The sequence below is a fragment of the Lysinibacillus sp. genome, assembly GCF_032093475.1.
Taxonomy (GTDB): Bacteria; Bacillota; Bacilli; order Bacillales_A; family Planococcaceae; genus Lysinibacillus; species Lysinibacillus irui.
On sequence record NZ_DAMDAY010000053.1, the window covers coordinates 1 to 26615 of the forward strand.

25 protein-coding genes, 1 pseudogene and 1 riboswitch are annotated in these 26615 nt (G+C 38.1%); of the genes and pseudogenes, 3 read left to right on the forward strand and 23 right to left on the reverse strand.

Going from position 1 to position 26615, the window contains the following annotated elements; all coding sequences use genetic code 11:
• The 8 genes from RT445_RS12455 to rpsU form a co-directional block, all read right to left on the reverse strand.
• The coding region (locus RT445_RS12455; protein WP_313470657.1) for a phosphohydrolase at positions 1–1416 on the reverse strand (1416 nt) is incomplete at its 3' end.
• Positions 1417–1764: 348 nt separating this feature from the next.
• On the reverse strand, positions 1765–2721 hold the full coding sequence (locus RT445_RS12460; protein WP_274793800.1) for a PhoH family protein: 957 nt from the start codon (positions 2719–2721) through the stop codon (positions 1765–1767).
• Positions 2722–2723: 2 nt separating this feature from the next.
• Positions 2724–3836, reverse strand: coding sequence for a sporulation protein YqfD (locus RT445_RS12465; protein ID WP_274793801.1), 1113 nt, complete (start codon positions 3834–3836; stop codon positions 2724–2726).
• On the reverse strand, positions 3837–4085 hold the full coding sequence (locus RT445_RS12470; RefSeq protein ID WP_274793802.1) for a hypothetical protein: 249 nt from the start codon (positions 4083–4085) through the stop codon (positions 3837–3839). It abuts the gene before it with no gap.
• 54 nt (positions 4086–4139) lie between these two features.
• Positions 4140–4613 (reverse strand): hypothetical protein, encoded by a 474-nt coding sequence (locus tag RT445_RS12475; RefSeq protein ID WP_274793803.1) that lies wholly within the window; start codon positions 4611–4613, stop codon positions 4140–4142.
• A 26-nt stretch (positions 4614–4639) separates the two neighbouring features.
• On the reverse strand, positions 4640–5644 hold the full coding sequence (gene floA, locus RT445_RS12480; protein WP_274793804.1) for a flotillin-like protein FloA: 1005 nt from the start codon (positions 5642–5644) through the stop codon (positions 4640–4642).
• A gap of 3 nt (positions 5645–5647) precedes the next feature.
• The gene (locus RT445_RS12485) at positions 5648–6976 is read right to left on the reverse strand and encodes an NfeD family protein (RefSeq protein ID WP_274793805.1); all 1329 of its coding nucleotides are present in this window, start codon (positions 6974–6976) and stop codon (positions 5648–5650) included.
• A 304-nt stretch (positions 6977–7280) separates the two neighbouring features.
• Positions 7281–7454: a 30S ribosomal protein S21 gene (gene rpsU / locus RT445_RS12490; RefSeq protein WP_004227078.1), complete on the reverse strand. Its 174-nt coding sequence runs from the start codon at positions 7452–7454 to the stop codon at positions 7281–7283.
• Between the two features lie 253 nt (positions 7455–7707).
• Positions 7708–7847: riboswitch (cyclic di-AMP (ydaO/yuaA leader) on the forward strand.
• Between the two features lie 100 nt (positions 7848–7947).
• Between rpsU and RT445_RS12495 the strand changes: the two genes are divergently transcribed.
• Both RT445_RS12495 and RT445_RS12500 read left to right on the forward strand, forming a co-directional pair.
• Complete coding sequence (locus RT445_RS12495; protein ID WP_274793806.1) at positions 7948–9285, forward strand: TrkH family potassium uptake protein; 1338 nt, start codon at positions 7948–7950, stop codon at positions 9283–9285.
• 24 nt (positions 9286–9309) lie between these two features.
• On the forward strand, positions 9310–9966 hold the full coding sequence (locus tag RT445_RS12500; RefSeq protein WP_274793807.1) for a potassium channel family protein: 657 nt from the start codon (positions 9310–9312) through the stop codon (positions 9964–9966).
• A gap of 52 nt (positions 9967–10018) precedes the next feature.
• Here the strand turns inward: RT445_RS12500 and RT445_RS12505 are convergent, their stop codons facing one another.
• The 4 genes from RT445_RS12505 to deoC form a co-directional block, all read right to left on the reverse strand.
• Positions 10019–10588, reverse strand: a complete 570-nt coding sequence (locus tag RT445_RS12505) for a manganese catalase family protein (RefSeq protein ID WP_274793808.1) — start codon at positions 10586–10588, stop codon at positions 10019–10021.
• A 24-nt stretch (positions 10589–10612) separates the two neighbouring features.
• Positions 10613–10876, reverse strand: a complete 264-nt coding sequence (locus RT445_RS12510) for a spore coat protein CotJB (protein ID WP_016994107.1) — start codon at positions 10874–10876, stop codon at positions 10613–10615.
• Positions 10873–11097: a spore coat associated protein CotJA gene (locus RT445_RS12515; protein WP_274793809.1), complete on the reverse strand. Its 225-nt coding sequence runs from the start codon at positions 11095–11097 to the stop codon at positions 10873–10875. The genes RT445_RS12510 and RT445_RS12515 overlap by 4 nt, the downstream gene beginning before the upstream one ends.
• Before the next feature lie 134 nt (positions 11098–11231).
• Positions 11232–11903: a deoxyribose-phosphate aldolase gene (gene deoC, locus RT445_RS12520; protein ID WP_274793810.1), complete on the reverse strand. Its 672-nt coding sequence runs from the start codon at positions 11901–11903 to the stop codon at positions 11232–11234.
• Between the two features lie 300 nt (positions 11904–12203).
• Between deoC and mtaB the strand changes: the two genes are divergently transcribed.
• Positions 12204–13553, forward strand: a complete 1350-nt coding sequence (gene mtaB / locus RT445_RS12525; protein ID WP_274793811.1) for a tRNA (N(6)-L-threonylcarbamoyladenosine(37)-C(2))-methylthiotransferase MtaB — start codon at positions 12204–12206, stop codon at positions 13551–13553.
• 316 nt (positions 13554–13869) lie between these two features.
• Here mtaB and RT445_RS12530 read toward each other — a convergent pair whose 3' ends face one another.
• The 11 genes and pseudogenes from RT445_RS12530 to RT445_RS12585 form a co-directional block, all read right to left on the reverse strand.
• Positions 13870–14637, reverse strand: coding sequence for a CsxC family protein (locus tag RT445_RS12530; RefSeq protein ID WP_274793812.1), 768 nt, complete (start codon positions 14635–14637; stop codon positions 13870–13872).
• Between the two features lie 130 nt (positions 14638–14767).
• A pseudogene (locus tag RT445_RS12540) lies at positions 14768–16486 on the reverse strand (BC_2427 family protein).
• 316 nt (positions 16487–16802) lie between these two features.
• Complete coding sequence (locus RT445_RS12545) at positions 16803–17606, reverse strand: CsxC family protein (protein WP_274793814.1); 804 nt, start codon at positions 17604–17606, stop codon at positions 16803–16805.
• Positions 17607–17925: 319 nt separating this feature from the next.
• Positions 17926–18663 carry a 16S rRNA (uracil(1498)-N(3))-methyltransferase gene (locus RT445_RS12550; RefSeq protein WP_274793815.1) on the reverse strand — a complete coding sequence of 246 codons (738 nt, stop codon included), beginning with the start codon at positions 18661–18663 and terminating at the stop codon, positions 17926–17928.
• An 83-nt stretch (positions 18664–18746) separates the two neighbouring features.
• Positions 18747–19688 carry a 50S ribosomal protein L11 methyltransferase gene (prmA, locus tag RT445_RS12555; RefSeq protein WP_274793816.1) on the reverse strand — a complete coding sequence of 314 codons (942 nt, stop codon included), beginning with the start codon at positions 19686–19688 and terminating at the stop codon, positions 18747–18749.
• A 21-nt stretch (positions 19689–19709) separates the two neighbouring features.
• Positions 19710–20828: a molecular chaperone DnaJ gene (dnaJ, locus tag RT445_RS12560; protein WP_274793817.1), complete on the reverse strand. Its 1119-nt coding sequence runs from the start codon at positions 20826–20828 to the stop codon at positions 19710–19712.
• Positions 20829–21055: 227 nt separating this feature from the next.
• Positions 21056–22897 carry a molecular chaperone DnaK gene (gene dnaK / locus RT445_RS12565; RefSeq protein WP_274793818.1) on the reverse strand — a complete coding sequence of 614 codons (1842 nt, stop codon included), beginning with the start codon at positions 22895–22897 and terminating at the stop codon, positions 21056–21058.
• A gap of 74 nt (positions 22898–22971) precedes the next feature.
• On the reverse strand, positions 22972–23544 hold the full coding sequence (grpE, locus tag RT445_RS12570) for a nucleotide exchange factor GrpE (protein ID WP_274793819.1): 573 nt from the start codon (positions 23542–23544) through the stop codon (positions 22972–22974).
• A 17-nt stretch (positions 23545–23561) separates the two neighbouring features.
• A complete protein-coding gene (hrcA, locus tag RT445_RS12575) occupies positions 23562–24590 on the reverse strand; it encodes a heat-inducible transcriptional repressor HrcA (RefSeq protein ID WP_274793820.1) in 1029 nt (342 codons plus the stop codon).
• An 89-nt stretch (positions 24591–24679) separates the two neighbouring features.
• Positions 24680–25825, reverse strand: coding sequence for a radical SAM family heme chaperone HemW (gene hemW / locus RT445_RS12580; RefSeq protein WP_274793821.1), 1146 nt, complete (start codon positions 25823–25825; stop codon positions 24680–24682).
• A 192-nt stretch (positions 25826–26017) separates the two neighbouring features.
• A partial coding sequence (locus tag RT445_RS12585; RefSeq protein WP_313470661.1) for a chromate transporter occupies positions 26018–26615 on the reverse strand: 598 nt, incomplete at its 5' end.

Here is a 26615-nt window from a genome sequence, read left to right on the forward strand (position 1 = left end):
TAAGCTAAAGGCTGATTCAAAAAATGGTAAAAGTCCCATTGTTAAGGCCCCTGAAAGTAAAGCAGATAACATTGCTGCAATAAAATAAAACATTAATTCTGGTAGGCCATAGGATGATTGTGTCATTAATAAGTAAAAGGCGATAAAAGCCATATTTACAAGTGAAATCACACCAACCGCATGTAAAATATGTGAGCGCTTCTCAACACTACGTAAAAAGAATAGGCTGGCAAATCCGCCGAAAATGATATACAACGTAATTTCCATCTGCATTACCGATGAATAGCCTTCTTGAAAAATAACCCCAGCTGAAGCAGCTGTCATCACTGTAATCAAAACAGCCGCTCGCTCATCCGCTAACAATCTTACTAGCATTGTAGCTAATGCCGTAGGGAATAAAAAGGCAATCGTTACATCAAAGCCGCCAGACACTAAGCTAATAAACTTCATGAGCAGTATAGACAAACTATAAACAATTACTGTTACTAAAAGCGCATTGCGTTTTTTTCGTTCGTCCGCCTCCCAACGCTCAAATAAAATATACATGAACATCATTTGCAGTAAAGTGAGAATAATCAGTCCTGCAATTGGCTTTAAGGAAGCTTTATTACTAATCATCCCCAATAGCTCTAGTTGACGGTACGCCTCATTATCAATAATTTGACCTTCCTGCACAATAATTTGACCTTGTAAAATTCGTGTAGGCTCTACACTTTCCTTTGCCTGTTCTTTTCGAATTTTTGTTTGTTCCTCATTGATTGTTTCATTTTCAATAATACTTGTCCGTCCTATTAACACCACTGTATTGAATATTTTATCTGGATACCCTCGTTGTCCGCGAATCTTTGTCTCAAAATCATTTTGAGCAACAAAGACATTTTCTGGTCGAATGGATTTTTGTAAATATTCCTCTACAAATTTGGATAATTGCGTACTTGTTCTATTTAAGTCTTCTTCACTTTGCACTAATAAAGCTTCTAACTGCGAATCTGTAAAGATTAAAGGCATCTGGTCTTCATCTATGGATTCAAACTTTTTGCGAAGCTGTGTAACTTGGTCGGCAATGGGAATAGGTTCCTTACTACTTGCAACATCCTTTTTTACTTCTAGTACATAGTCAAATAATGATGTTACAATCGCTGCTCTTTGCTTGGCGACATCCTCCGAAAATTGATAGACCGAATCCACCGCATTTGCTGCTTTTTCTCGCTCTTGCTGTGTCTTATAAGTATCTTCAATCGTTTTAGTAGATCGTACGGTTTCAGGCGCAAGCTGTAATGGTTTGAAATCATATGTAACTCCTTTAACATTGCCATACATAAACGCAAATTGTAGGCCACCTGTTAAAATGAGAATAATGATAATAAAGTAGCGAAAACCGATAAACTCTGTAAATTTTCGAAGTTGTTTCTCCATCTGGCACCTCCTCTATCTACCTACTATCATACCAATTCAACATACATTTTTCTCGAAAAATGTAATAAGAAAGCAAAAAACAGCTATACATTTTCGTATAGCTGTCACATTTTTTTCCATATACTGATTGATTTTATGTTTACGACATTCGTCGACAACCCATTTCCCAGTGCACTTTGCTTTCGGGGCAGACTTCTTTAAAACCCGTTGCCCCTGACGCTTCGCTTTCGGGGCAGACTTCTTTAAAACCCGTTGCCCCTGGCGCTTCGCTTTCGGGGCAGACTTCTTTAAAACTCGTTGCCCCTGGCGCTTCGCTTTCGGGGCAGACTTTAGAATTGCTTTGCAATTCTAAAGTTGCTGTTCTTCGTAGGCTTGGATGATTTTGGCTACGATTGGGTGACGTACGACATCGCCTTGTTCTAATACTTGGAAATGTATTGATTTGACATACTTTAATGTACGTTCAGCTACGATTAAACCAGATTCTGTATTTTTAGGTAAGTCAATTTGCGTTTTATCCCCTGTAATGACCATTTTAGAGCCAAACCCTAAACGTGTTAAAAACATTTTCATTTGTTGATGGGTTGTATTTTGTGCTTCATCTAAAATAACAAAGGCATCATCTAATGTACGACCACGCATATAGGCTAGAGGCGCGATTTCAATTGTTCCACGTTCAATTAGTCGTTGCGTCTGTTCTGCTCCGTAAATGTCGTTTAAAGCATCATAGAGAGGTCGTAGATATGGATCTACCTTTTCCTTTAAATCACCAGGCAGAAATCCTAAAGACTCTCCTGCTTCAACAGCAGGGCGAGTTAAAATAATACGCTTCACGTGTCCATTTTTAAGTGCCTGTGTTGCCATGACTACCGCTAAATACGTTTTCCCAGTACCGGCAGGACCAATACCAAAAACAACGTCTTTGTGACGGATTGCTTGTATGTATTCTCGTTGACCAATTGTTTTTGCACGAATCGACTTACCTTTCGTCGTACGGGCTATTTCTTCATCATATAGTTCTGCAAAATATTCGATTGTTCCTTTTTGTGTCATTTCAATAGCTGTTGTGACATCACGTTGATCAATATTAATTCCTTTGCGAATGACCTTCAATAAGGCATGCAGAAGAAATGTTGCCTGTTCCTTAGCATTTTCTTCACCCGCAAGTTGAATTTGTTCACCTCGTGTAATGATATGAACATTCAGTGCTTCTTCAACTAATTTCATATTTGCATCGGAAATACCGAGTAGCATAACCGCTTCATTTGGATTATCCACTTGTAATACAGTTAACTGTTCTGACATAATCATTCTCCTTGTAGGCCTTGTATTGGACTTGCAATGTTTTCATTGACTAAAAATAGAACTTTCCCTTCAACTGTACCATTCCCCCACTTTGCCTGTAAAAGGTTTTCTTTTTTGATAATCGTTTTTTCAGGCAACGAACGTAGCACCTTTTCATGCAATAGAGGGAGAAGTAATGTCTCTATTTTCGATTCATCAAGCTCAACTTGTACAGTTTTCGTCTGCTGTTCCTCTACAATTGAAACATAGGGGTCTAACCAATTCGGTAAATCCTTTTTTTGTACATAATCAACTTTTTCTTGATGTATCCCCTTCACCAATACTCGCCATTGCTTTTGTTGGACAGTTTCCATTGTAATTTTCGTCGGAATTTTAAAGGAGCACTCTAACCAATAATCTGCATAAACCTCTCCCTTCGCACCAACAAAAACCTGATCTGTACCACTTTCTATTACGCCACTTACGAGGACATCCCCCTCATAGGCTGTATCGTTTATTGAAATTTTTCGTTCACCATTCTTAATATTAAAGTGCGTAATGACTCCGCTCTTAGTCGCTACTAAATGAGAGGCTAATTTCTCATTTGTTTGCTCTGTTTGTTTCGGTGACTCCTGTGGTCTAAGTATGACCCTTCCACCATGTTTATCAATATGCACCCATGATAGCTCTCGGTGTTGTTCTAACAGTTTTTGACGTATGGCAGTATTAGAAGGTAACTGTTTTTTAGAGAGTGGTGTTTCTAGTTGAAAAGTATTTTGAAAGGTCTTGCCTAGCCGTTGCTCTAATTCTGGCGTCGCTGCTTCGATATCCACCCGCCAAATGACTTGTGCACATAGGATTGGAATGACAATCATCAAGGCTAAACCAAGCAAAGTCCAAAGCTGTGCACGTAAAACTTGTAGCTCATCTGCATAAAAAACAGCCATTTTTAAGCGAAAGCGTCTACGAACGCGACGAATTTTCGGTAAATAATGCATCGTTGTTTCAAAGGAAACTTCTTGCTCACGAAAGACTACACGTTTTAACGGAATATGTTGAGCATGCAATGCTTGAATAAAAGGATGAACATTTTCATGCCGCTTTATACGTACAATGATTGGCCGATTATTCCACATTTAGCTCACACCCATATTCTTTGTCTTTTTCATATGAATCTCCTGTAGATTATTTACCGTGAGATGAAGCATTTCTTCCTTAAGAGCGTTAATAGTCACTGATTCTGCATTAACAGTGATATGATAATCTGCATAGTCAAACGAGCAAGTCGTCGCATCTGCATGGATAAAACGGTAGGGTCCAATAATTTTTAATGATTCATATTCTAACAATTCAAGTAGCGGCGTTAATTGAAACAATTTTTTCATAAAAAATGCCTCCTTCTTCGGCAATATATGCAGCGAAAAAGGAGGACATGCTAGTTATTTTCGTTTTGCTTTTGGCGGACCTAATATTTCAGCCATCACGATTGCTTGCACGAGCTCATTTTTAGATTGAGGCAAACGAAAAGTTGCTGGTATTTCAACTGCTGTGTGTGCCTCTTTTTTCCCAGCAGCAAGACGTCCCCTATTTTCTCGATTAGAAGAACGACTAGGTACATCCGCTTGAATGACAGGCGGAGCAACATAGCTTGGAACTTCCTTCTTCTTCTGCGCTTCTACTTTAGGCTCTTCGGCTTTCTGATTTTCAGGAATCCATTCGCCTATAAAGTCCCGCGCAAAATCCTCAAAGCTTTGTGCTTTCCCTGTACGATGTGGCGTTTCCTCCGTTACTGGTGGCTCAACCATTGTGTCTTTATTAAAAGGAGGCATCTGTTTCTGAGGCTTTTTATTTTTTGATTTTCCGAAAATAGAGCTGACTATAGCAATTATGGCAAAGAGTATTAATTGTTCCATATGTTTAGTTCCGCTCCTTTCCGTTATTAAACATTCGGTTCATTCGTTTCAGGTTTATCTGTGCTTACTTTTGAAATCGAGTCACGCATTGCAGTATCCGCTTGAATGTTACGATAGTTCATATAATCCATAATCCCCAGATTACCAGAACGTAATGCTTCAGCCATCGCTTGCGGTACTTCCGCCTCCGCTTCTACTACTTTCGCTTTCATCTCTTGAACACGCGCAATCATTTCCTGCTCATTGGCAACAGCCATCGCACGACGTTCCTCAGCTTTTGCTTGCGCAATGTTTTTATCCGCCTGTGCTTGTTCAATTTGTAATTCTGCACCAATGTTTTTACCGATATCTACGTCAGCAATATCAATGGATAAGATTTCAAAGGCTGTCCCTGAATCCAAACCTTTTGATAAAACGGTTTGTGAAATCATATCTGGATTTTCTAAAACTTCAGTATGATGGGTAGCCGAACCGATTGTCGAAACGATCCCTTCACCAACACGGGCAATAACTGTTTCCTCTCCAGCACCACCGACTAAACGCTCGATATTGGCACGTACTGTAATACGAGCTTTAGCTTTAACTTCAATCCCGTTCATTGCTACACCTGAAATAAATGGTGTTTCAATAACTTTTGGATTAACAGACATTTGAACTGCTTCTAATACATCTCGACCAGCTAAATCAATCGCAGCACAACGCTCAAACGAAAGTTCAATATTGGCACGATGAGCCGCAATTAACGCATTAACAACACGGTCTACATTACCACCTGCTAAATAGTGACTCTCAAGTTGATTGATTGTAACAGGTAAACCTGCTTTATGTGCTTTAATTAACGGATTGACAATTCGAGAAGGAATTACTCGACGTAAACGCATCCCAATTAATGTGAAAATACTAACACGAACACCTGCAGCCAGTGCAGAAATCCATAGTGCTACCGGTACAAAGGTAAAGAATACCGCGAGAACTATGAATAAAATAACCAATCCAGCAATTGGACCAATTAGAGCTAAATCAAATCCCATTTTCTATTCCTCCATCTCTTTATCTGTTCGTCTCACAACAATACGTGAGCCTTCTACTTTAATAATTTCTACATGTTGATTTACATCGATATAGCCACCTTCAGAAACAATATCAATGCGTTCATTACCAAGAACCATAGTACCTGCTGGACGAAGTGGCGTAAGCGTTTTCCCCACTTTACCTAGCAGTTCTGTGCGATTCACATTGGACACATACCCTTCCTCAGTCGTAGTTGCATCCATTAACACAAGCTTGTTTAAGACATGCAGTTTTTTCCCGAAAAATTTCATCAGAATCACCATTCCTATCATCGCTATCACCAACGCAATGAGAATTGCTATTATCATTTGCATCATATTTGCACCTGCCAGTATCAGACTTAGCACTATTAATACGCCACCTAAAATACCAACAATACCACCGGGGACAAAAAACTCTGCAACTACAAGCGCTAAACCAACAATAAATAACAATAATGTTTCATAACCCGCAAAGCCTGCAACCATATGTCCGAAGAAAAATAAACCAAGTGCTGATAACCCCATTATACCTGGAACGCCAAAGCCTGGCGAATAGAGCTCCATCACAAGTCCTAAACTTGCGATTGATAATAAAATCGGGACAATGATTGGATTTGTAATAAAACGAGCCAATTTTTCAGAAAAGGTCGGTTCGATTGAAACAACATCGCTACCATTCAGGTTGGTTACCTCTAATAGCTTTTGAAAATTTTTAACTGTTCCTTCAGAGTACTTGACCTTTAATGCTTCAGAGGCTGATAAAGTTAACAAGTTTTTCCCTTCCGCACGATATTCAGGCAGGTCATAATTAGAATCAGCCATTGCTAAAGCGTACTTTGGATCACGCCCAGATGTTTCTGCTGCTGCTTGCATTTGAGCAAGCCAGGCACTATTTGCCTTTAAATCTGCTGCATTCCCAGCTGAATCAATGACCGCTGCTGCACCGATTGTTCCATTTGGTACCATGTAGATTTCATCCGCATGTAATGCTAAAAAAGCACCTGCTGAATGGGCATCCTTATTAATAAAAGCAATCTTACGTATATCCGAGGCATCCATAAGCATGGCGATATCACTTGCTGCATTTACAAAGCCACCAGGCGTATGTATATCTAAGATAATGGCCTCGGCATTATTTTCTTCAGCCTCTTTAAAAGCTCGTTCTAAAAATGCGTGAAGTCCTCGCTCTACTTCATTATGAATAGGAACCTGGTAGACCTTACTGCTTGCAAAAGCCGAAGTTAATGGAAACGCTAACAAAAAAGTCATCCATATTACTAATAGATAGCTGAGGATTCTCCGTTTTCGCACCTTTTTCCCTCCCTTCTAACATGCTTCTCCTCTTATATACGGTCTATCATGCGAAAAGTTTCACAAATCTTAAAAGTTTATTAACTTCTTTAATTCTATTCCAAATACCAACACTTAGTATGTACAAAAAAGCCGAATGAATCAACTTGATTTCATTCGGCTTTTTCTTATGTACGTAAGAATGAGCAATGTAAAATACCTGAAATTAATCAACATTGTGATTAATCTCAGGTATAACTTTGTCTGCTCAGTGAATCATACAATTGCGTGTTATGAACGTAGGGATTTTTAATGGGAAATTAAATTACCACTTACGTTTACGTGCAGCTTCTGATTTCTTTTTACGTTTTACGCTAGGTTTTTCGTAGAACTCGCGCTTTCTAACTTCTTGAATTGTACCACTTTTTGATACAGTACGTTTGAAGCGGCGAAGAGCATCTTCAAGCGATTCGTTTTTGCGAACGACAGTTTTTGACATCTCTCTTTCCCTCCCTCCGAACACACGTCAATACACAATTAGGCAAATAACCTTCTGTTGTGTACTAAAAAATTATATCGTATTGTCTAATAATGGTCAATAGAAAGTGTGCGAAAATATCAAGTGAATTTTTGGTTTTATTTTTGCTCGAATTATTAATGAATATTTCGCTCACAATATAAAATAATTACATTTTCCTATTAATTAAGGGGTTTACAAAAAATAGAATATGGGCGTAGAATAATCACATTCAATTTCATATCGGCCAAATCTCAAACGTTGAGAACGGAGGACCCAATCTTTTGGGGTTAATTCTGCTATTGCAGAAGGGATGAGAATCTCTTTCGCCATCCTACCCGTCAGCTAACTTCGTCGGCTAAAGCGAAGGAGGTCATACAAGACCACCATTAAAAGCATGTTTTTCTATGCCTGTGCATGCTTTTTTAGTAGGTCTTTTTATTATGCCGTTTAATAAAAGATTAAGGAGAACACGATGAACAATTTTAAAAATACATTAAATCCTCCCAAAATTCTCGTACTTGGTTTTGCATTGATTATTGTGATAGGGACGTTTCTTTTAACGCTGCCTTTCTCCACTGAGGATGGGAACGGACTACCCTTTTTAGATGCATTATTCACCGCTACCTCTGCAACTTGTGTCACAGGGTTGATTGTTGTGGATACAGGAGATACATTTTCCATTTTTGGAGAATTGGTGATATTATCATTAATCCAAATCGGTGGCCTAGGATTTATGACATTTGCAACTTTATTATTTTTAATACTTGGAAAGAAAATTTCTTTAAAAGAAAGATTGTTGCTAAAAGAAGCATTCAATAATATTTCGATTGCTGGTCTTGTTAAATTAGTAAAAAGAATATTGCTCTTTACAGCGTTAATTGAAATAATCGGCGGCCTTATTTTAACTATTCGTTTTTCATTTGACATGCCGATAGGAAAAGCTTTTTATTTTGGATTTTTTCATGCCATTTCTAATTTCAACAACGCAGGATTTGATTTAATGGGTGGTTTTAACGGAATGACATCCTACGTAGATGACCCATTTGTTGTTTTGACAATTTGTGCGCTAATTACAATTGGTGGCTTAGGATTTATTGTCATGAATGAATTGTATGAATATCGAAAGACAAAAAGGCTCTCCGTCCATACAAAAATTGTCTTAGCGACTACACTTCTATTGACTGCTAGCGCAACCATTTTGATTTTTTTATTTGAATATAGCAATTCAAAAACAATCGGTCCATTATCTGAGTGGGGCAAAATATTAGGTTCTTTTTATCAAGCTGTAACACCAAGAACAGCTGGGTCCAATACTCTTGCAATTGGTGACTTAACCCATTCCACATTATTTTTAATCATTCTCTTAATGTTTATAGGAGCTGGGTCTGGTTCCACTGCTGGTGGTATTAAGATTACAACCTTCGCTGTATTAGTAGCTACCATGTGGTCACAAATCAGAGGGAAAGAAGATGTTGTTTTATTTAAACGTCGAATTGTCAACGAAACCATTTTAAAAGCGTTAACTGTCACAATGTGTGGCGCCATGATTGTTATAGTTGTGACAATTCTTCTTAGTATTATTGAACAACGGCATAGCTTCATGATGTATTTATTTGAGGCTACCTCTGCCTTTGCTACTGTTGGTCTTTCGATGGGACTAACGCCAGAACTAACACCAGGTGGTCGTGTTCTTATTATTTTGACAATGTTCGCTGGAAGACTTGGTCCATTAACTATAGCTTTCGCCATTACAAAACGACGAAAAAAAGAGGCTTTTCGACATCCAAAAGGAAATATTATGATTGGATAATCAAATTAGAGGAGTGTGTGATCTATGGCAATCAAACAATATGCCGTAATAGGCTTAGGAAGATTCGGAACAAGTGTCGCCCGACGATTACATGAAGCGGGACAAGAAATATTAGGAATTGATGTAAATGAAGAAAGAGTTGAGGATGCAGAACCTTATGTAACCCATGCAGTAGTAGCTGATACAACAGAAGAAAAAGCTTTAACATCCCTTGGTATAGGAAACTTCGATTGTGTCATTGTGGCAATCGGTAACGATATGCAGTCTAGTATTTTAACTGTGTCCTTATTAAAAGAGCTAGGAATCAAAAAGGTTATTGCAAAGGCACTTGGTAAAAGACATGGGCAAGTCTTAGATAAAGTTGGTGCTGATTGGATTATTTATCCTGAACGAGATATGGGAGAGCGCGTGGCAAATCAGCTACTATCCCCCAATATGCTGAATTATATCGAACTATCCAAGGAATACAGTATTGAAGAAATTATGATTCCCTCCAAAATGGCTGGGCATAATTTACGGGATTTAGATTTACGTGCAAAATATAACGTCAGTGTGATTGCGATTGTGCGTGAAGGTGAAATTATTATTTCTCCTTCTCCAGAGCAAATTATTGAAAAGGAAGATTTATTGGTGATGATCGGTCATCGAGAAGATCTTACTTTATTTTCCAACATTCAATAGCAAAGAAAAGGCTGTTTCAAGTTCACTTGAATACAGCCATCCATTTTTTGTCTTAGAAAATTTTCTTCTGATTTCTGTCATCTTTTAAAATTTCTACTGCCTCTCTAAAACGCTGGGAATGGACAACCTCACGTTCACGTAAAAACTTCAAGCTATCATTTAAATCCGTATCATCTGATAAATCGATAATCCATTGATATGTGGCACGCGCTTTTTCTTCAGCCGCAATATCCTCATACAAATCCGCAATAGGATCTCCCTTAGCCTGAATATAGGTTGCTGTAAATGGTACTCCTGAAGCATTCTGATAAAATAATGCTTTATCATGATTCACGTAATGATCCCCTAGACCCGCTTCCTTTAGCATTTCTGGCGTAGCGTCTTTTGTTAGCTTATAAATCATCGTAGCAATCATTTCTAAATGAGAAAATTCCTCAGTCGCTATATCGGTTAAGAGCCCTACCACTTTGTCTGGAATGGTATAGCGCTGGTTCATATAGCGAAGGGCCGCTGCCAGTTCCCCATCTGCTCCTCCATATTGCTCTATTAAAAACTTAGCAAGCATTGGATTACATGTACTAACTTTCACCGGATACTGGAGCTTTTTTTCGTAATACCACAAAGATTATTCCTCCTAGTCTTTAGATTAGACTTGCCATGGCCATGGTGTATCAATCCAGTTAAAAGGATAATTCGAATAACTTCTCCCAAAATTCATGAGCGGTCCATATTTTTGTTCAAAATCAATTTTGAGCTTCATACTTTTCTCTGTATTTTCATTAAATTGCTGAATGGCATCATAATCGTGTGGATGGGTGTCTAAATAGAGGTTTAATTCAACGATGACGAAATCAATTGCCTGAATTTCTTCTAATTGTTTATAAAATTCTGGTGGCATCTTTTTAGTCATGCTTCATCCCTCCTTTTTAGGGGAATTGGGTATGGGCTAAATAATTGGGGCCATAGTGTTCCAGCCATTAAAGCTTCCCTTGGGGTTTGGAATTGTGGTAGTCCGGGTGGTTGAAAACCCATATATAGTTGTGGTGGCGTTGAATAATACTTTACTTCTATGGGCTTACAGGGATCAAAGGGGCTAATATAAGGCTTCCAATACTTATACTGTGTAAACATGGCATCCTCCTTCCTGATTCACATTCATCAGTGGAGTATATGTGAAGAAAAAAATATTATTCTAATTGCACACAAAGAAGCCACAAGCTCCTACAATAAATTGTATTAGCTTGTGGCCAATCGATATACGAATTTTAATAGTTAGAATCAGCAATTAAACCGTTCATAATGGCCACACCAGAGCTTGCCCCAATACGCGTAGCACCAGCTTCCACCATTTTTTTCATGTCTTCTAAGCTACGAACACCACCTGAAGCTTTAACGCCCAGTTCAGGACCTACTGTTTTACGCATAAGCGCAATATCTTCTGCTGTTGCGCCACCAGTAGAGAAACCTGTAGATGTTTTCACATAGTCAGCACCCGCAGCTACCGCTAGTTCACATGCTTTCACTTTTTCTTCATCTGTTAATAAACAAGTTTCAATAATCACTTTTACAAGTGCATGACCTTTTGCTGCTTCCACTACTGCCGCAATATCAGCTTGTACCAGTTCGTAGTTCTTATCCTTTAATGCGCCGATATTAATAACCATATCTACTTCTTTTGCACCGTTTGCAATTGCATCTTTTACTTCAAATGCTTTAACAGCTGGTGTATTAGCACCTAATGGGAAACCAATAACGGTACAAACTAAAACGTCTGAACCTTGTAATAGCTCGCTGCTGTGTTTAACCCACGTTGGATTTACACAAACAGAAGCAAAATTAAATTGTTTAGCCTCTGCACATAATGTTTCAATTTGTTCTTTTGTTGCCTCAGCCTTTAATAATGTATGATCAATCATACGCGCAAAATTTTGTTCCATTGTTAAACGCTCCTTCACTAAGCAAGATGTACGTACCTCTTCGAATCATATCATTTTTTCACGTTGGCGTCTAATTTCTTTCTATATAATAAAAGCTGAAATGTAAACTTTTAAGAACACAGAAGTTATCAGAAGACTATATTGAAGCAAATCACTTAATTATTTCACAAAAAAATCTTATATGTACTGATTTCATAAGGTTTATGTTATCATAAATCACGTATCTAAAATATGTACACCAAAAAACTATTTAAATGTTGCAAACACAAGGTAATGTGAATTGAAAGGATGATATATATTATGAGTAACGAGCGATCAAAAATCGTGAGTTTCCATACTCTAGGTTGTAAAGTAAATCATTACGAAACAGAGGCAATTTGGCAGCTGTTTAAAGAAGAAGGCTATGATCGTACAGAATTTGATCAACAGGCAGACGTTTACGTCATTAATACATGTACAGTTACGAATACTGGAGATAAAAAATCTCGTCAGGTTATTCGTCGAGCAATCCGCCAAAATCCGGATGCAGTTATTTGTGTAACAGGATGCTATGCTCAAACATCCCCTGCAGAAATTATGGCTATCCCTGGTGTCGATATCGTTGTCGGAACACAAGATCGTACGAAATTACTTGGTTATATTGAACAATATCGTGCGGAACGTCAACCGATTAATGCTGTACGTAATATTATGAAAAACCGTGTATACGAAGAATTGGATGTACCTACATTTACAGACCGTACACGTGCTTCATTAAAAATCCAAGAAGGCTGTAACAATTTCTGTACATTTTGTATTATTCCTTGGGCGCGCGGCTTAATGCGTTCTCGTGACCCACAAGAAGTATTACATCAAGCACAGCAATTAGTTGACGCTGGTTATCTTGAAATTGTCTTAACCGGTATTCATACAGGTGGCTATGGACAAGATTTAAAAGATTATAATCTTGCTCAATTACTACGTGATTTAGAAGCTAATGTGAAAGGCTTAAAGCGTCTTCGTATTTCATCTATTGAGGCTAGTCAATTAACGGATGAAGTAATTGAAGTACTACGTGAATCAAAGATTGTCGTGAATCATTTACATATTCCGATTCAATCTGGTTCTGATACAGTATTAAAACGTATGCGTCGTAAATATACAATGGAATTCTTTGGTGAGCGCTTAACAAAATTACATGAGGCTCTACCTGATTTAGCTGTTACTTCCGATGTAATCGTTGGGTTCCCTGGCGAGACAGAAGAAGAGTTTATGGACACATATAACTTTATCCGTGATCATAAATTCTCTGAGCTACACGTTTTCCCATTCTCTCCTCGTACAGGAACTCCAGCTGCACGTATGGAAGATCAAATTGATGAAGACATTAAAAATGAACGTGTCCATCGACTCATCGCTTTAAACGATCAACTAGCAAAAGAGTATGCTTCTCGTTTTGAAGATCAAGTGCTAGAAGTTATTCCTGAAGAATTTGTGCATGATGGCAGTAAAGAAGAAGGCCTTCTAACAGGCTATACAGACAACTACTTAAAAGTAGTTTTTGAGGGTCCAGAAAATCTAATCGGACAACTTGTAAAAGTAAAAATTACACAAGCAGGCTACCCTCACTCAAAAGGACAATTTGTACGTGTTTTAGAAACAGTTAATTAATATTGAAAAAAAGGGGTTGCCAATTTTTATAGGCACCCTTTTTTCATTGAATGGATATCATTCTATTGCTATTCATTCAAATATCATTAAGGACAAATCATATTGTACATTAATTGCTTCGAAAGATTACCAAAAGTAAACATCGATTCATATATCCTCAAATTCAATTTTATACTCTATTATTAGTCCAACTAAATACACTTTTATTGATCTATCCTACAATCAGAAAATTAGTAGTACAAACAAATATCTGTTTGTACTACTAGCTTTGTTAGTATATTATAAGTCGTTCTGCTTTCCTCTAATCTAGCAATGATCAAGGACTAGGAGGAGGTGTAAGTCCTAAGAGAACTGGCGTTATTACACTGCTGCCAGCACCAAGACGAATTTGCTGAACTTGCAATACTTTTACAGTAAGTTCTAAGACAATTTTTTCACGTAATGTGCTGAATGTTCCTTCAGGAGCTGCCATAATTGGTGAAAAATCAAGTTCGAAGAAGTTTGCTGCTACTAACTCACCAAATGGTTGTTCATTGTATTTAACGAGATTTTGGAAGAATGCCTTATCTAATCGTGCATCCATTTGCGTTCTTTCATTAAGGAAGTTCGCTTCCGCAAACTCGGAAATGCCTAGGATTGGTGTAGCTCCACCAGGTGCTTGTGGGAAAATAAGGTCTGTAAAACCTGAAAACGGTACGTCTGCAATTCTGTCTCGAAGTGCTCCATTACATGCTGATGAAGCATATTCAATATTTTTCCGAATATGTCCTGCTACAAATAATTTAGCTCTTGTTACTCTAAAGAAATCAGTGCCAGCAATACGAGCAAAGCTAACTGGTACTAGTTTTACTTGATTTAAGAAGACATTCTTTTTCACTCGTTTGATTTCTGTTGCAGCAGGGCTAAGTGTAATATCCGACTCGACAACAATTTGCAATGTTGGTTCTGCCAGTACAACCGGAACTTTAATAGTTGGTGTTGTAACTGGTGTAGTGACTACGGGTGTAATCTCATTCGTTAATGGAATTTGTTCAGTTGATGTTACAGGACAAGGTTGAAATTGACTTTCTAATTGATCGCTCAAAAAATTTCCCTCATTTCATTTTTTTAGTATTAGAGAGCTCTCCTATCGCTAGAATATGTGGCAATTAAATCTATACATAGACGTATATATTAGTTTTTCATTCATTTTATTTGAGTTGAGCGATAAATTTCTATAATCCTCCAAAACCTTCCCCGTCAAATAAGACTTTAATTTTTTGGACTTGTAGCATATGGATAACTAATTCTAATACTATATTTTGACACAATTGATTGGGATGAATGTCTGTCTCAATGGGCTTATTAGACACTGTATACTCAATATTGTGCTGTATATAACCTTCTATAAATAAATTCCCCTTTAATACCGTACATGTTCCATTATCTGATGTCTGAGATTTATAAATAGGTACAAATCTATAATCGGACAGTAGCACCTCATTTGTGATCTCTTTAACTTCTTTAATACCTTCATCAAAAGCTATATATTCCTCCATACATATTTCTATTTTGTATTCCCCTAGCACAACAGGAACTCGTATATGTATAAAAGAATCAGAGGAATAAGAGTTAGTTTCTCCTTTGTGAATTGTTTGCGAGTTATGTAAGGGAACTACTCCTGATTTTCACGGATGACGATACTTATTTTTTTTATCATTTTTATCAGTCCTTATTAAAGAAATCATTTGATTAATGTTGGAGCGAACCAAACGATAATTAGGTTGTTCAGGGTAATCCCTAATCGTGTGGAATAACTTAGTTTCAAGTTGAGGTGTTAGATCGTCTTGTAAATCAAGAAATTCAAATGTAAACTGTTGAACATTTTCACCATAAATAGGAGCATGAAGAAAATCGGTAATTTCTACAAAGGTGGAAAAGGGACTTTTTTTGGTTGTGGTGTATACTTCCCCTTGTTTAGAGGTTGGACTCGCCTTATCAAGATCTGGTGGATTGTTTGACTTTAATTTTTCTATGTCATCTATATGTATATTATGTTCAACCTCAGGAAGAGCTTTATTGGGGAATTTTAGATTACTGTCTGCTTGAGTTGTTAAACCTTGTTCTTCAGACACGTTCTCATTACTATTTGGTAGATAGTCATTTTCTTCCGTATCATTTGATTCTGTAGGACTTGCTAGTTCTTGATTGGAGGCTATCTGATCTTTAATTAAATCCTCGACATGGTCCGCATCGATATGTTGAAATTGTTCGTTGTTCTCCTCTACTATCGGTTCGATAGGTATGTGAAGCCCTTCATTGGAGGTGAGTTGCTCTGATATGGTTGGTTCCTCCGGTAGACACTTCTCGATATGTGAGGGGTGGTCGTATTCTTCCTCAGAATTGGTTTCTGTAAATAGAGGTTGTTCTTCATGGATGATTAGTTGCTCGGTTATTGTCAGTTCCTCCGGGAGACTTCCATCGTTCGCTTGGAGATGGTCGTCTATATATATGAATTGCTCTTCATGGTTAGCTAATTGTTCCGTTAAGATCACTTCTGTGTGGCTCTCACTGATAGCTAGGGGATGGTCTTTTTCTTGCGCAACATTTGTTTCTTTATCTATTGGTAGCTCTTCATTAGATGCTAATTGTTCAGCTAAGCTAGCATCCTCCCTGAAGTGCTCAAAATTTGGATGATGTTCGTGTTCTTCCTCAATAATCGTATCAGTAAGTATGGGTAGCTCTTCATTAGAGATTACATGGTCTGTTAAAGTGGATTCCTCTGCAAGTATTGATATATCCCCTATTTCATCAAATGCATTAGTATCTCCGTTATAAGTAGGTTCTAATGGTGATTCGTGATCTATTTTAGTCTGATACGTCCACTCACTATATTTATTTTGTTTAGAGGATATTTCCTTCATCTCTCTAAAGTTAATCCATGGAGTTGCCATTCGTTCACTCCCAAATAATGATTTGACAAAAAAAGCACAACAATAAACAAACTTTTTTTGTTATCAGTTGCGATGATATTAATTCCTTTAAAACATGTTATATGATCGGAAACTTACAATACTAATTACAATTCATATTATGCATTATTTCTACTTTTGTCACAGTCCCCTCCATGAGATATGATTGTACATGTTCTTTTATATTGCAAAAAAGACAGTTAAAAGTTCAAGTAAAGTGAACTTTCAACTGCCTGACAACATATTTGATTTTATATTAGCTTTATTGTTACCATATCTGCTCCACTACATAAAAATATTAACAAGACTCAGTAGGAGGAATAATTTCAGGGACAATTGGTGTTGCTGGTGGAGTAAGCCCTGGAAGAACAGGTGTTACTACACTACTTCCAGCGCCCAAACGGATTTGTTGAACTTGCAATACTTTTACAGTAAGTTCTAATACAATTTTTTCACGTAATGTGCTGAATGCTTCTTCAGGAGCTGCCATAATCGGTGAAAAATCAAGTTCAAAGAAGTTGGCTGCTACTAATTCACCAAATGGTTGTTCATTGTATTTAACGAGATTTTGGAAGAAAGCCTTATCTAATCGAGCATCCATTTGCGTTCTTTCATTAAGGAAGTTTGCCTCCGCAAACTCGGAAATACCTAAGATTGGAGTAGCGCCACCAGTTGCTTGTGGGAAAAATAGTTCTGTAAAACCTGAAAACGGAACATCAGCAATTCTATCCTGAAGTGCTCCATTACATGCTGATGAAGCATATTCAATATTTTTCCGAATATGTCCTGCTACAAATAATTTAGCTCGTGTTACTCTAAAGAAATCCGTGCCAGCAATCCGTGCAAAGCTAACCGGTACCAGTTTCACTTGATTTAGAAAGACATGCTTTTTCACTCGTTTGATTTCTGTTGCTGCAGGACTAAGCGTAATATCCGACTCGACAACGATTTGCAGTGTTGGTTCTGCCAGTACAACTGGAATTTTAATAGTTGGCGTCGTAAGCGGTGTAGTGACTAGCGGCGTAATCTCATTCGTTAACGGTATTTGTTCAGTAGATGTTACTGGACAAGGTTGAATCTGATTAATAAATTGTTCACTCAAAAAATCCCCTCATTTCATTTATAGTATTAGTGAGCTCTCTATCGCTAGAATATGTCGCAATTAAATCTATGTATGGACAATGAACTTGTTCACTTACATATTTTATTTGGAATGTTTGAGCCTGTGATTTTCCGGGGTGACTTTGACTATCCTTTATGTATTAGTAATGATACATATCTTTAATCATAGATGTATAAATCCACTTATAGCACGGATTTAACACCGATCCGCTTCAAATACTAATTAAATAAAAAGCCACTTAAAATAATTTTTAAGTGGCTTTTTCTAGGTCTTGTTGATAGTTAGTTGTACATTACTGTTATTCGAATTCATAGGATATGGCAGACAACGCATATAGTGGCGCTGTTTCTGCACGTAAAATTCTTGGCCCTAATGACATCGTTTGAGCACCTGCTTGTATTAGAGCTTCAGACTCATGACGAGAGATGCCTCCCTCTGGCCCAAAAATAATCAACATTGATTTTGATTTCTTATCATCGACATTTTTTAGCTTGTCCGCAAATCTTGTCCGCTCATCAGCCTTGGCATCTTCTTCATCTGCGATAAAAACGGCATCAAAAAGGTCTATTTGTTGTAACAGTTGCTTAAATCCAATTGGTTCAAAAACTACTGGAATATGTGTACGATGAGCTTGTTCAGCTGCCTCTTTAGCAATCTTTTGTAATCGTTCCTGCTTTTTTGCTCCTTTTTTCTTGTCCCATTTCACAATGGAACGCTCGGCTTCAAATGGTAATAAAGCAAACATTCCGAGCTCTGTTGCTTTTTGCGTAATCAGCTCTAGCTTATCGCCCTTTGGCAAGCCACAAGCTACTGTTACTTGAATCGGTAGCTCTGGTGAAGGAATCGTTTGACCTGTCGCTTCAATTACGATTTCATCATTATCAAACCCTTCAATTGTACAAATATGAGCTGTATTTTGTGCAACAACAACGATTTTGTCGCCCTGTTTCATACGCATCACTCGCTCAATATGGCGTGCATCTTCTCCACTAATACGTGCATTTTCTATGGCTGTCTCAATAAAATAACGTTGCATGCTACACAGTCCTTTCTACTACTGGTAGAGAAAACGCCAAATCACAAGCACACGGCTCACGATTTGGCGCTTCTTCAATCATGTTATAGTGGTCGACGGGCAATAATAGCGACCCAATCTTCCATCAATAATACTTCTTCAATAACGAAGCCTGAAGCTTCAAGTGCTGCTTTTACATCATCACGTTTTGCCCCGATGATGCCTGAAGTGACATATAATCCACCTGGTTTCACAATTGTATAAGCGTCGTCTGTGAAGGACATAATGATCTCTGCCAAAATATTAGCTACAACCACATCTGCTGGTTCTTTTACTGTATCTAATAAGTTCCCATGGAATACCGCTACTTTATCTTCTACTTTATTTAAGGCAACATTTTCTTGTGCTGAGCGTACAGCTACCTCGTCTAAATCGAGAGCATGCACACTTTTGGCACCAAGTAATGCTGCTCCAATAGATAATACACCTGATCCTGTTCCAATATCGACTACTGTATCCCCTTCTTTAATGACTTTTTCAAGTCCTTGTAAACACATCACTGTAGTAGGGTGTGTACCTGTACCGAACGCCATGCCAGGATCTAACTCAATAATCAATTCATCTGTAGAAACAGGCGTATAATCTTCCCATGTTGGTACGATAGTAAAGCGTTCAGAAATTTTGACAGGATGGTAGTATTGCTTCCAGGCAGTTGCCCAATCTTCTTCGTTGACTTCAACAATGGATACTACATTTTCACCGATATCGATGTTAAAGTTTGTTAAATTTGTGATAGCTGCTTTAATTTCTTCGACAGTTTCATTTAAAAAGCTAGACTCCGATAAATAAGCTTTGACAATCACGCCATCTTTCGGAAAATCCTCTTCATTTAGCGCGTAAATTTCACCATATTGATCCTCACGTGGCTTCGCAAATTCTGCAGAATCTTCGATGACAACACCACTTGCACCTGCTTCATGCAAAATATTCGAAATTGCTTCTACCGCTTCATTTTTTGTATGAATGGATAATTCTGACCACTTCACGTAGCTCTTCAGCTCCTCTAATTATTCACCTTGGAATTTTTTCTTAATTTTATCAAATAGTGAACTACCCTGTTCTTCAGGAATATCGCCACTAATTTCTGCAAATTCTCGTAGTAATTGCTTTTGTCTCTCCGTTAATTTTTCTGGTGTCATGACTTTCACCGTTACGTATTGATTACCCATACCATAGCCATGAACATTTTTAACACCTTTATCTTTTAGACGGAATTGAGCGCCTGACTGTGTACCAGCTGGGATACGTAATTTAACTTTACCATGAACTGTTGGCACTTCAATTTCGTCCCCTAGTGCTGCTTGTGGGAATGTTAATTTTAGCTCGAAGTAAATATCGTCCCCATCACGTTCAAATTCATTGTGACCTTGGACACGGAACATAATATATAAATCCCCTGCAGGTCCACCATTTATACCTGGTTCACCTTGACCAGATACACGAATTTGTTGACCATCATCAACACCAGCTGGAATCGTCACTTTAATTTTTTTGCGTTTTTGGACTTTTCCTTCTCCACGACAAGTTGAACATTTTTCTTTTATGATTTTACCTGTACCATGACAAGTTGAACATGTACGACGGTTCATCATACGACCAAATGGTGTATCTACTGCTTGATTGATTTGTCCAGCACCATTACATGTTGAACATGTTTCAGGCTGTGTACCTGGTTTAGCTCCTGAACCATGACATGTTTCACACGTTTCATCTTTCGGGATTTCTATTTCTGTTTCTTTCCCAAAAATAGCTTCTTCAAATTTTATGTTCATGCGATATTGCAGGTCATCACCTTTGCGTGGCGCATTTGGGTCTTGACGGCGACCTCCACCGCCAAAGAATGAGCTGAAAATATCCTCGAAGCCGCCAAAGCCACCGCCTCCGAAGCCACCACCAAAGCCTGCATTCGGATCTTCATGACCAAATTGGTCGTAACGAGCTTTTTTCTGGTCATCACTTAATACTTCATATGCTTCAGCGATTTCTTTGAATTTTTCATCTGCACCTGGCTCTTTATTAAGGTCAGGGTGATATTGTTTTGATAATTTACGGTATGCTTTTTTAATCTCATCTTTTGAAGCCGATTTTGTTAAACCAAGCACCTCGTAATAATCGCGTTTCTCCATGATTCACACTCCGCTCTGTTTGCATAAAATCTATTGTAACATGCAGTTGATAAAACTGCCTCTTTTTTTCGAACTAATTGTCTTATAATATAGAGTTTTTTTACTTCCTAGCAGCTAACGTATGCAGCTATTCCATAAATGGTGCCATTCACGTGAAGTGTTCTCACATCATGACAAAAGCCAAAGCCGCAAGCGGTCTTTGGCTTTTCACTTAACTGTGTTAACTCTTATTTATCGTCTTTTACTTCTTCGAATTCAGCATCTACAACACCGTCATCTTTTTTACCTGCACCAGTGTCTGCTCCTGCTTCGCCACCTTGAGCTGCTTGAGCAGCTGCTGCTGCTTGTTCGTAAACTTTCATTACTAATGGTTGTAATACGCCTTCTAATTTTTCTTTCGCTGCTTTAATGCCTTCTAATTCACCAGCTTCAAGTGCTTTTTTCAATTCATCACGAGCATCTTCAACTGATTTTTTCTCGTCTTCTGTAATTTGCTCACCTAAGTCAGCAATTGTTTTATCCACTTGGAATACTAATTGATCAGCTTCATTGCGTAGGTCTGCTTCTTCTTTACGTTTAGCATCTGCCTCAGCATTCGCCTCTGCGTCTTTTACCATACGCTCAATTTCTTCGTCTGATAATCCGGAATCAGATTGGATTACAATTGTTTGCTCTTTGTTTGTACCAAGGTCTTTCGCTTTTACAGATACGATACCGTTTTTATCAATATCGAATGTTACTTCGATTTGAGGTACACCACGTGGTGCTGGTGGAATGTCTGCTAATTGGAAGCGACCTAATGTTTTATTGTCAGCTGCCATTGAACGCTCACCTTGTAGAACATGGATATCTACTGCTGGTTGGTTATCTGCTGCTGTAGAGAATACTTGTGATTTTGATGTAGGGATTGTTGTGTTACGATCAATTAACTTCGTGAACACACCACCCATTGTTTCAATACCAAGTGAAAGTGGTGTTACGTCAAGTAATACTACGTCTTTTACATCACCTGTTAGTACGCCACCTTGTACTGCAGCACCCATTGCAACAACTTCGTCTGGGTTAACACCACGGTGAGGTTCTTTACCAGTTTCTTTACGTACTGCTTCTTGTACTGCTGGAATACGTGTTGAACCACCAACTAAAATAACTTGGTCGATTTCTGAAGTTGAAAGACCTGCATCAGATAATGCTTGGCGCACTGGTCCTACTGTACGGTTTACTAATGGTAATGTAATTTCATCGAATTTTGCACGAGTTAAAGAGATTTCTAAGTGTAAAGGTCCTGCTTCACCCGCTGTAATGAACGGTAAAGAGATTTGCGTTGATGTTACACCAGATAAATCTTTTTTCGCTTTTTCAGCTGCGTCTTTAAGACGTTGCATAGCCATTTTATCTTTTGATAAATCAATACCATTTTCTTTTTTGAATTCTGCTACTAGATATTCGATAATTGCATCATCGAAATCATCTCCACCTAGCTTGTTATCACCAGCAGTTGCTAGTACTTCAAAGACACCGTCACCTAATTCAAGGATTGATACGTCAAATGTACCACCACCAAGGTCAAATACTAATACTTTTTGATCTTGATCTTGTTTGTCTAATCCATAAGCTAGTGCAGCAGCAGTTGGTTCGTTAATGATACGCTCTACTTCAAGACCTGCGATTTTACCAGCATCTTTAGTCGCTTGGCGTTGTGCATCGTTAAAGTAAGCAGGAACTGTAATAACAGCTTTTGTTACTTTTTCTCCTAAGTAGTCTTCCGCGTAGCCTTTTAAGTATTGAAGAATCATAGCAGATACTTCTTGTGGTGTATAATCTTTATCTTCCACTGTTACTTTTTCAGCTGTACCCATTTTTGATTTAATAGAAATGATTGTATTAGGGTTTGTAACTGATTGACGTTTCGCTACTTCACCAACTTGACGTTCACCATTTTTAAAGGCAACAACAGATGGTGTAGTACGGTTTCCTTCTGGGTTTGGAATTACTTTTGGTTCTCCACCTTCAAGTACAGAAACGCAAGAGTTTGTTGTTCCTAAGTCAATACCAATAATTTTGCTCATTAAAATTTCCTCCTATTATTTCAACGCAAGGGATGCGTTTTTAACTGATTTTAATTGACTAAATAGTACAAGGACTATTCGTTCACAGATACCATTGTAGGGCGTAACACACGATCCTTTAAGATATACCCTTTTTGCAGCTCGCGTAAGACAACACCCGTCTCTTTTTCACTATCTTGTTCTTGCATAACAGCTTGGTGTACATTTGGATCAAATGGTTCACCTTCTGCTTTAATAACTTGCAGACCTTCTTTTTCTGTTGCTTCAATTAAAGAGCGATACACCATTTCAATCCCTTTAATAATAGATGCAGCTTCTTCCGAAGTTGTCTCAACTTGTAAGGCACGCTCAAAATTATCAAGAACTGGCAATAAATCAGATAGTAAGTTTTGTGCGCGGTATTTTTCAGCAGCCTCACGGTCTAACTGATTACGACGACGCATATTATCGAAGTCAGCGCGTAAGCGTAGGTGACGGTTTTCCTCGTCATCAAGCTTGGCTTGTAGTTCAGCCAGCTTTGCCTCATACTGTTCTTCAATTGATAATTCAACTTCTTCTTGAACTTCTGCTTGTGCTACTTCCTCTTCTGTCGTTTCAGCTTGTACATCTTCTTGTACTAAATCTTTGTTTTCAGTTGTTTCTGTCACTTGAATCCTCCTCATTATCATTCACTACGATTCTTCGTAAAGGCCTGTGTTAAATCCAAGCGCATTACGTCTAATAAAGCCACGACACGCTTATAATCCATGCGTGTTGGGCCAATAATAGCAATGGCTCCCTGTTGATCATCACCAATGGAATAAGTAGTAGTAATGACACTGCAATTTTCCATTTCTAATTGTTTATTTTCTGAGCCTATCCGAATATGAATACCTGATTCGTTCGGATGAAAAAGTGACTGCACTTGGCTAGTCGTCTCCATTAAGTCCAAAATCATACGGACTTTGTTTAAATCATGGAATTCTGGTTGGTTAAACATATTCGTTTTACCACCATAGAAAATTTTACTTTCTGGATTTTGCATAGTGGCTGTCACGAGTGCGCGAATAAAATCATCCGCTGATCGAACATGCTGCTGTAGCACAGCCAGCACTTCAGCCTCAAGTCTTTTATGGAGATCTTCTAATGATACACCGATTAAGCGCTCATTTAAGATATTCACCATTTTCTCTAAATCCGAAGCGGTAAAGTCAGGCGGTAAGTTGAACATGCGATTTTCTACATGCCCATTGTTCGTCACGATAATTGCTACTGCAGTATCGCTCGAAAGAGGCACAATTGAAAATCGTTTGACACGATGCCTTTGAACATCAGGTCCTAAAAGTATGGAAGTATATGATGTCAGCTCCGATAAAATATTGGCTGACTTTCGGATAATATGCTCTACTTCTACTAATCGATCATTGAAAATTGATTGGATTTGTTGTATGTCCTTCGAATTAATACCTTGTGGACTCAACAAATGATCTACATAAAATCTGTAACCCTTTTCCGAAGGCACTCGACCAGAGGAAGTATGAGTTTTTTCTAGAAAGCCTAATTCCTCTAAATCCGCCATTTCATTTCGAATAGTGGCTGGACTAAATGTAATCCCTTGTTTTTTGGAGATTTGGCGAGAACCTACCGGCTGTGCAGACACAATAAAGTCGTCTACAATGACTTGCAATATCTGTAACTGCCGATTTGTTAGCATGATTATCACCTCTGTTAGCACTCGACTAAGAGGAGTGCTAATACTATTATTAAATTATCAAATCCCACATTTTATGTCAACGATATCGCTCAATCTTCTAGCAAAAATTGTTGAAATACTTCATTCCCTACGAAACGTCCTTTGCGCGTAAGACGAATTCCCCTCTCATCATGTTCCAAAAGCCCTTCTGATTCTAGCTTTTCGATGACTTGCTCATACTGTGCATTCATCGGCTCATTAAATTTCTCTTCATATATAGAGTGCATAACGCCCTCTGTTTTTCGCAGTCCTAAAAACATTTGTTCTTCTCTCTTCTCCGCTTGTGTTACCTCATGCTCATGTACAATTGGTAGCTCTTCTGCAAAAACAGCATCCATATACTTTTTCAATGGACCATGATTAGAATAGCGTATACCCGCTAGGTACCCATGAGCACCTGCCCCAAAACCGGCATACTCATCATTATCCCAATATATTTTATTATGTTCTGAATGAAAACCTGGTTTTGCAAAATTACTAATTTCGTATTGTTGAAGTCCGTGTAAAGACATTTCTTGCATTAGCACATCATACATATCCGCTTCAAGATCCTCAGTCGGTAAATGCAATTTGCCTTTAGCATATTGATTATAGAAAATGGTTTTTGGCTCTACAATAAGGGAATAGGCAGAGAAGTGCGGTAAATCTAGCGCAAAAGCTTTTTCTAATGAATCCCGCCATTGAGCCATCGTTTGCCCAGGCAACCCATACATTAAATCAATGCTAATATTGTGAAAGCCATGCTGTTTTGCCAAAGCGATTGTTTCGTAGACATGTTCATTACTATGTGTGCGTCCAATCTTCTGTAACAGTCCTTGGTCAAATGATTGCACACCCATACTCAGGCGATTAACACCACCATCAAACAATACTTGCAATTTTGCTGCAGACAGTTCATCAGGATTGGCCTCTGATGTAAATTCTTTCACACTACTCATTGGAATATACGCATGAATATACGTTAGTAGTTTGTCCAATTGTTTTGGAGATAAAGCAGTTGGTGTCCCTCCACCGAGAAAAATCGTTTCGATGTTACGAAAATGCTCAGGATATTTTTTTGTTACTAGGGCCATCTCTTTCCCTAGTGCTTCTATATATTCATCCACTGGTTGATTTTTAAAATAAAATTTATTGAAATCACAGTAATTACAGATTTGATGACAGAAAGGAATATGAATGTAAACACCTCGCGCCATAGCCATCCCTTCTTTCTCGTTAAGTCTTTTCCATTTCTACATTATAACGAATCAATAGCAGGAACGCTATGAAACCATCTAGAGAGCTTGCAATTCAACACTCTTAAGATGATGTATATTTGATTGGTCTCCACAAAAACGAACTGCACTTCAAATGTTAGTTAGACTCTAACAATCGAAAGTGCAGTTTTTTCATGTATAACAAACAATTCCCACTATAATACCTAAGAGCACCAGTATGTAGGGTTGCATTTTCCAACGAATTAAACACCATATAAAGACCGCGACTATACAAATATCTAACCCGCTTACAATGGTTTGCGTCACAATTGGATGGATAAATGCAGCAGCTAAAATGCCTACGACTGCAGCATTTGCCCCTGCCATTGCCCCTTTGAGCCGTGCAATACGACTTAAACTAATCCAAAATGGAAGAGTCCCAATGACTAGTAAAAAAGCAGGTAGAAAAATCGCTAAAGTAGCAATGATTGCTCCTGGAATACCAGCAATGACCATACCTATATACGCTGCAAACGTAAATAAGGGTCCTGGAACTGCCTGTGTCATACCATAGCCAGCTAAAAAATCGGACGTAGTAATTTGGCCGCTTTGTACAAACTGTGCTTCCAGTAAAGGTAAAACAACATGACCACCACCAAATACTAAGGCCCCAGCAGTATAAAATTTCTCAATCATAGCGATCCATTCATGATTCCAAATGGCACTTATGAATGGTAGACCGATCAGTAACAGTAAAAAAAGTGCTACTAACACCATGCCAGTTATTTTA

Bases quoted from the DNA above. Each gene is read 5' to 3' on its own strand.
- RT445_RS12460 (WP_274793800.1), bottom strand. From the start codon at position 2,721: ATGTCAGAACAGTTAACTGTATTACAAGTGGATAATCCAAATGAAGCG.
- RT445_RS12465 (WP_274793801.1), bottom strand. From the start codon at position 3,836: ATGTGGAATAATCGGCCAATCATTGTACGTATAAAGCGGCATGAAAAT.
- RT445_RS12470 (WP_274793802.1), bottom strand. From the start codon at position 4,085: ATGAAAAAATTGTTTCAATTAACGCCGCTACTTGAATTGTTAGAATAT.
- RT445_RS12475 (WP_274793803.1), bottom strand. From the start codon at position 4,613: ATGGAACAATTAATACTCTTTGCCATAATTGCTATAGTCAGCTCTATT.
- floA (WP_274793804.1), bottom strand. From the start codon at position 5,644: ATGGGATTTGATTTAGCTCTAATTGGTCCAATTGCTGGATTGGTTATT.
- rpsU (WP_004227078.1), bottom strand. From the start codon at position 7,454: ATGTCAAAAACTGTCGTTCGCAAAAACGAATCGCTTGAAGATGCTCTT.
- RT445_RS12495 (WP_274793806.1), top strand. From the start codon at position 7,948: ATGAACAATTTTAAAAATACATTAAATCCTCCCAAAATTCTCGTACTT.
- RT445_RS12500 (WP_274793807.1), top strand. From the start codon at position 9,310: ATGGCAATCAAACAATATGCCGTAATAGGCTTAGGAAGATTCGGAACA.
- RT445_RS12510 (WP_016994107.1), bottom strand. From the start codon at position 10,876: ATGACTAAAAAGATGCCACCAGAATTTTATAAACAATTAGAAGAAATT.
- RT445_RS12515 (WP_274793809.1), bottom strand. From the start codon at position 11,097: ATGTTTACACAGTATAAGTATTGGAAGCCTTATATTAGCCCCTTTGAT.
- deoC (WP_274793810.1), bottom strand. From the start codon at position 11,903: ATGGAACAAAATTTTGCGCGTATGATTGATCATACATTATTAAAGGCT.
- mtaB (WP_274793811.1), top strand. From the start codon at position 12,204: ATGAGTAACGAGCGATCAAAAATCGTGAGTTTCCATACTCTAGGTTGT.
- RT445_RS12550 (WP_274793815.1), bottom strand. From the start codon at position 18,663: ATGCAACGTTATTTTATTGAGACAGCCATAGAAAATGCACGTATTAGT.
- dnaJ (WP_274793817.1), bottom strand. From the start codon at position 20,828: ATGGAGAAACGCGATTATTACGAGGTGCTTGGTTTAACAAAATCGGCT.
- dnaK (WP_274793818.1), bottom strand. From the start codon at position 22,897: ATGAGCAAAATTATTGGTATTGACTTAGGAACAACAAACTCTTGCGTT.
- hrcA (WP_274793820.1), bottom strand. From the start codon at position 24,590: ATGCTAACAAATCGGCAGTTACAGATATTGCAAGTCATTGTAGACGAC.
- hemW (WP_274793821.1), bottom strand. From the start codon at position 25,825: ATGGCGCGAGGTGTTTACATTCATATTCCTTTCTGTCATCAAATCTGT.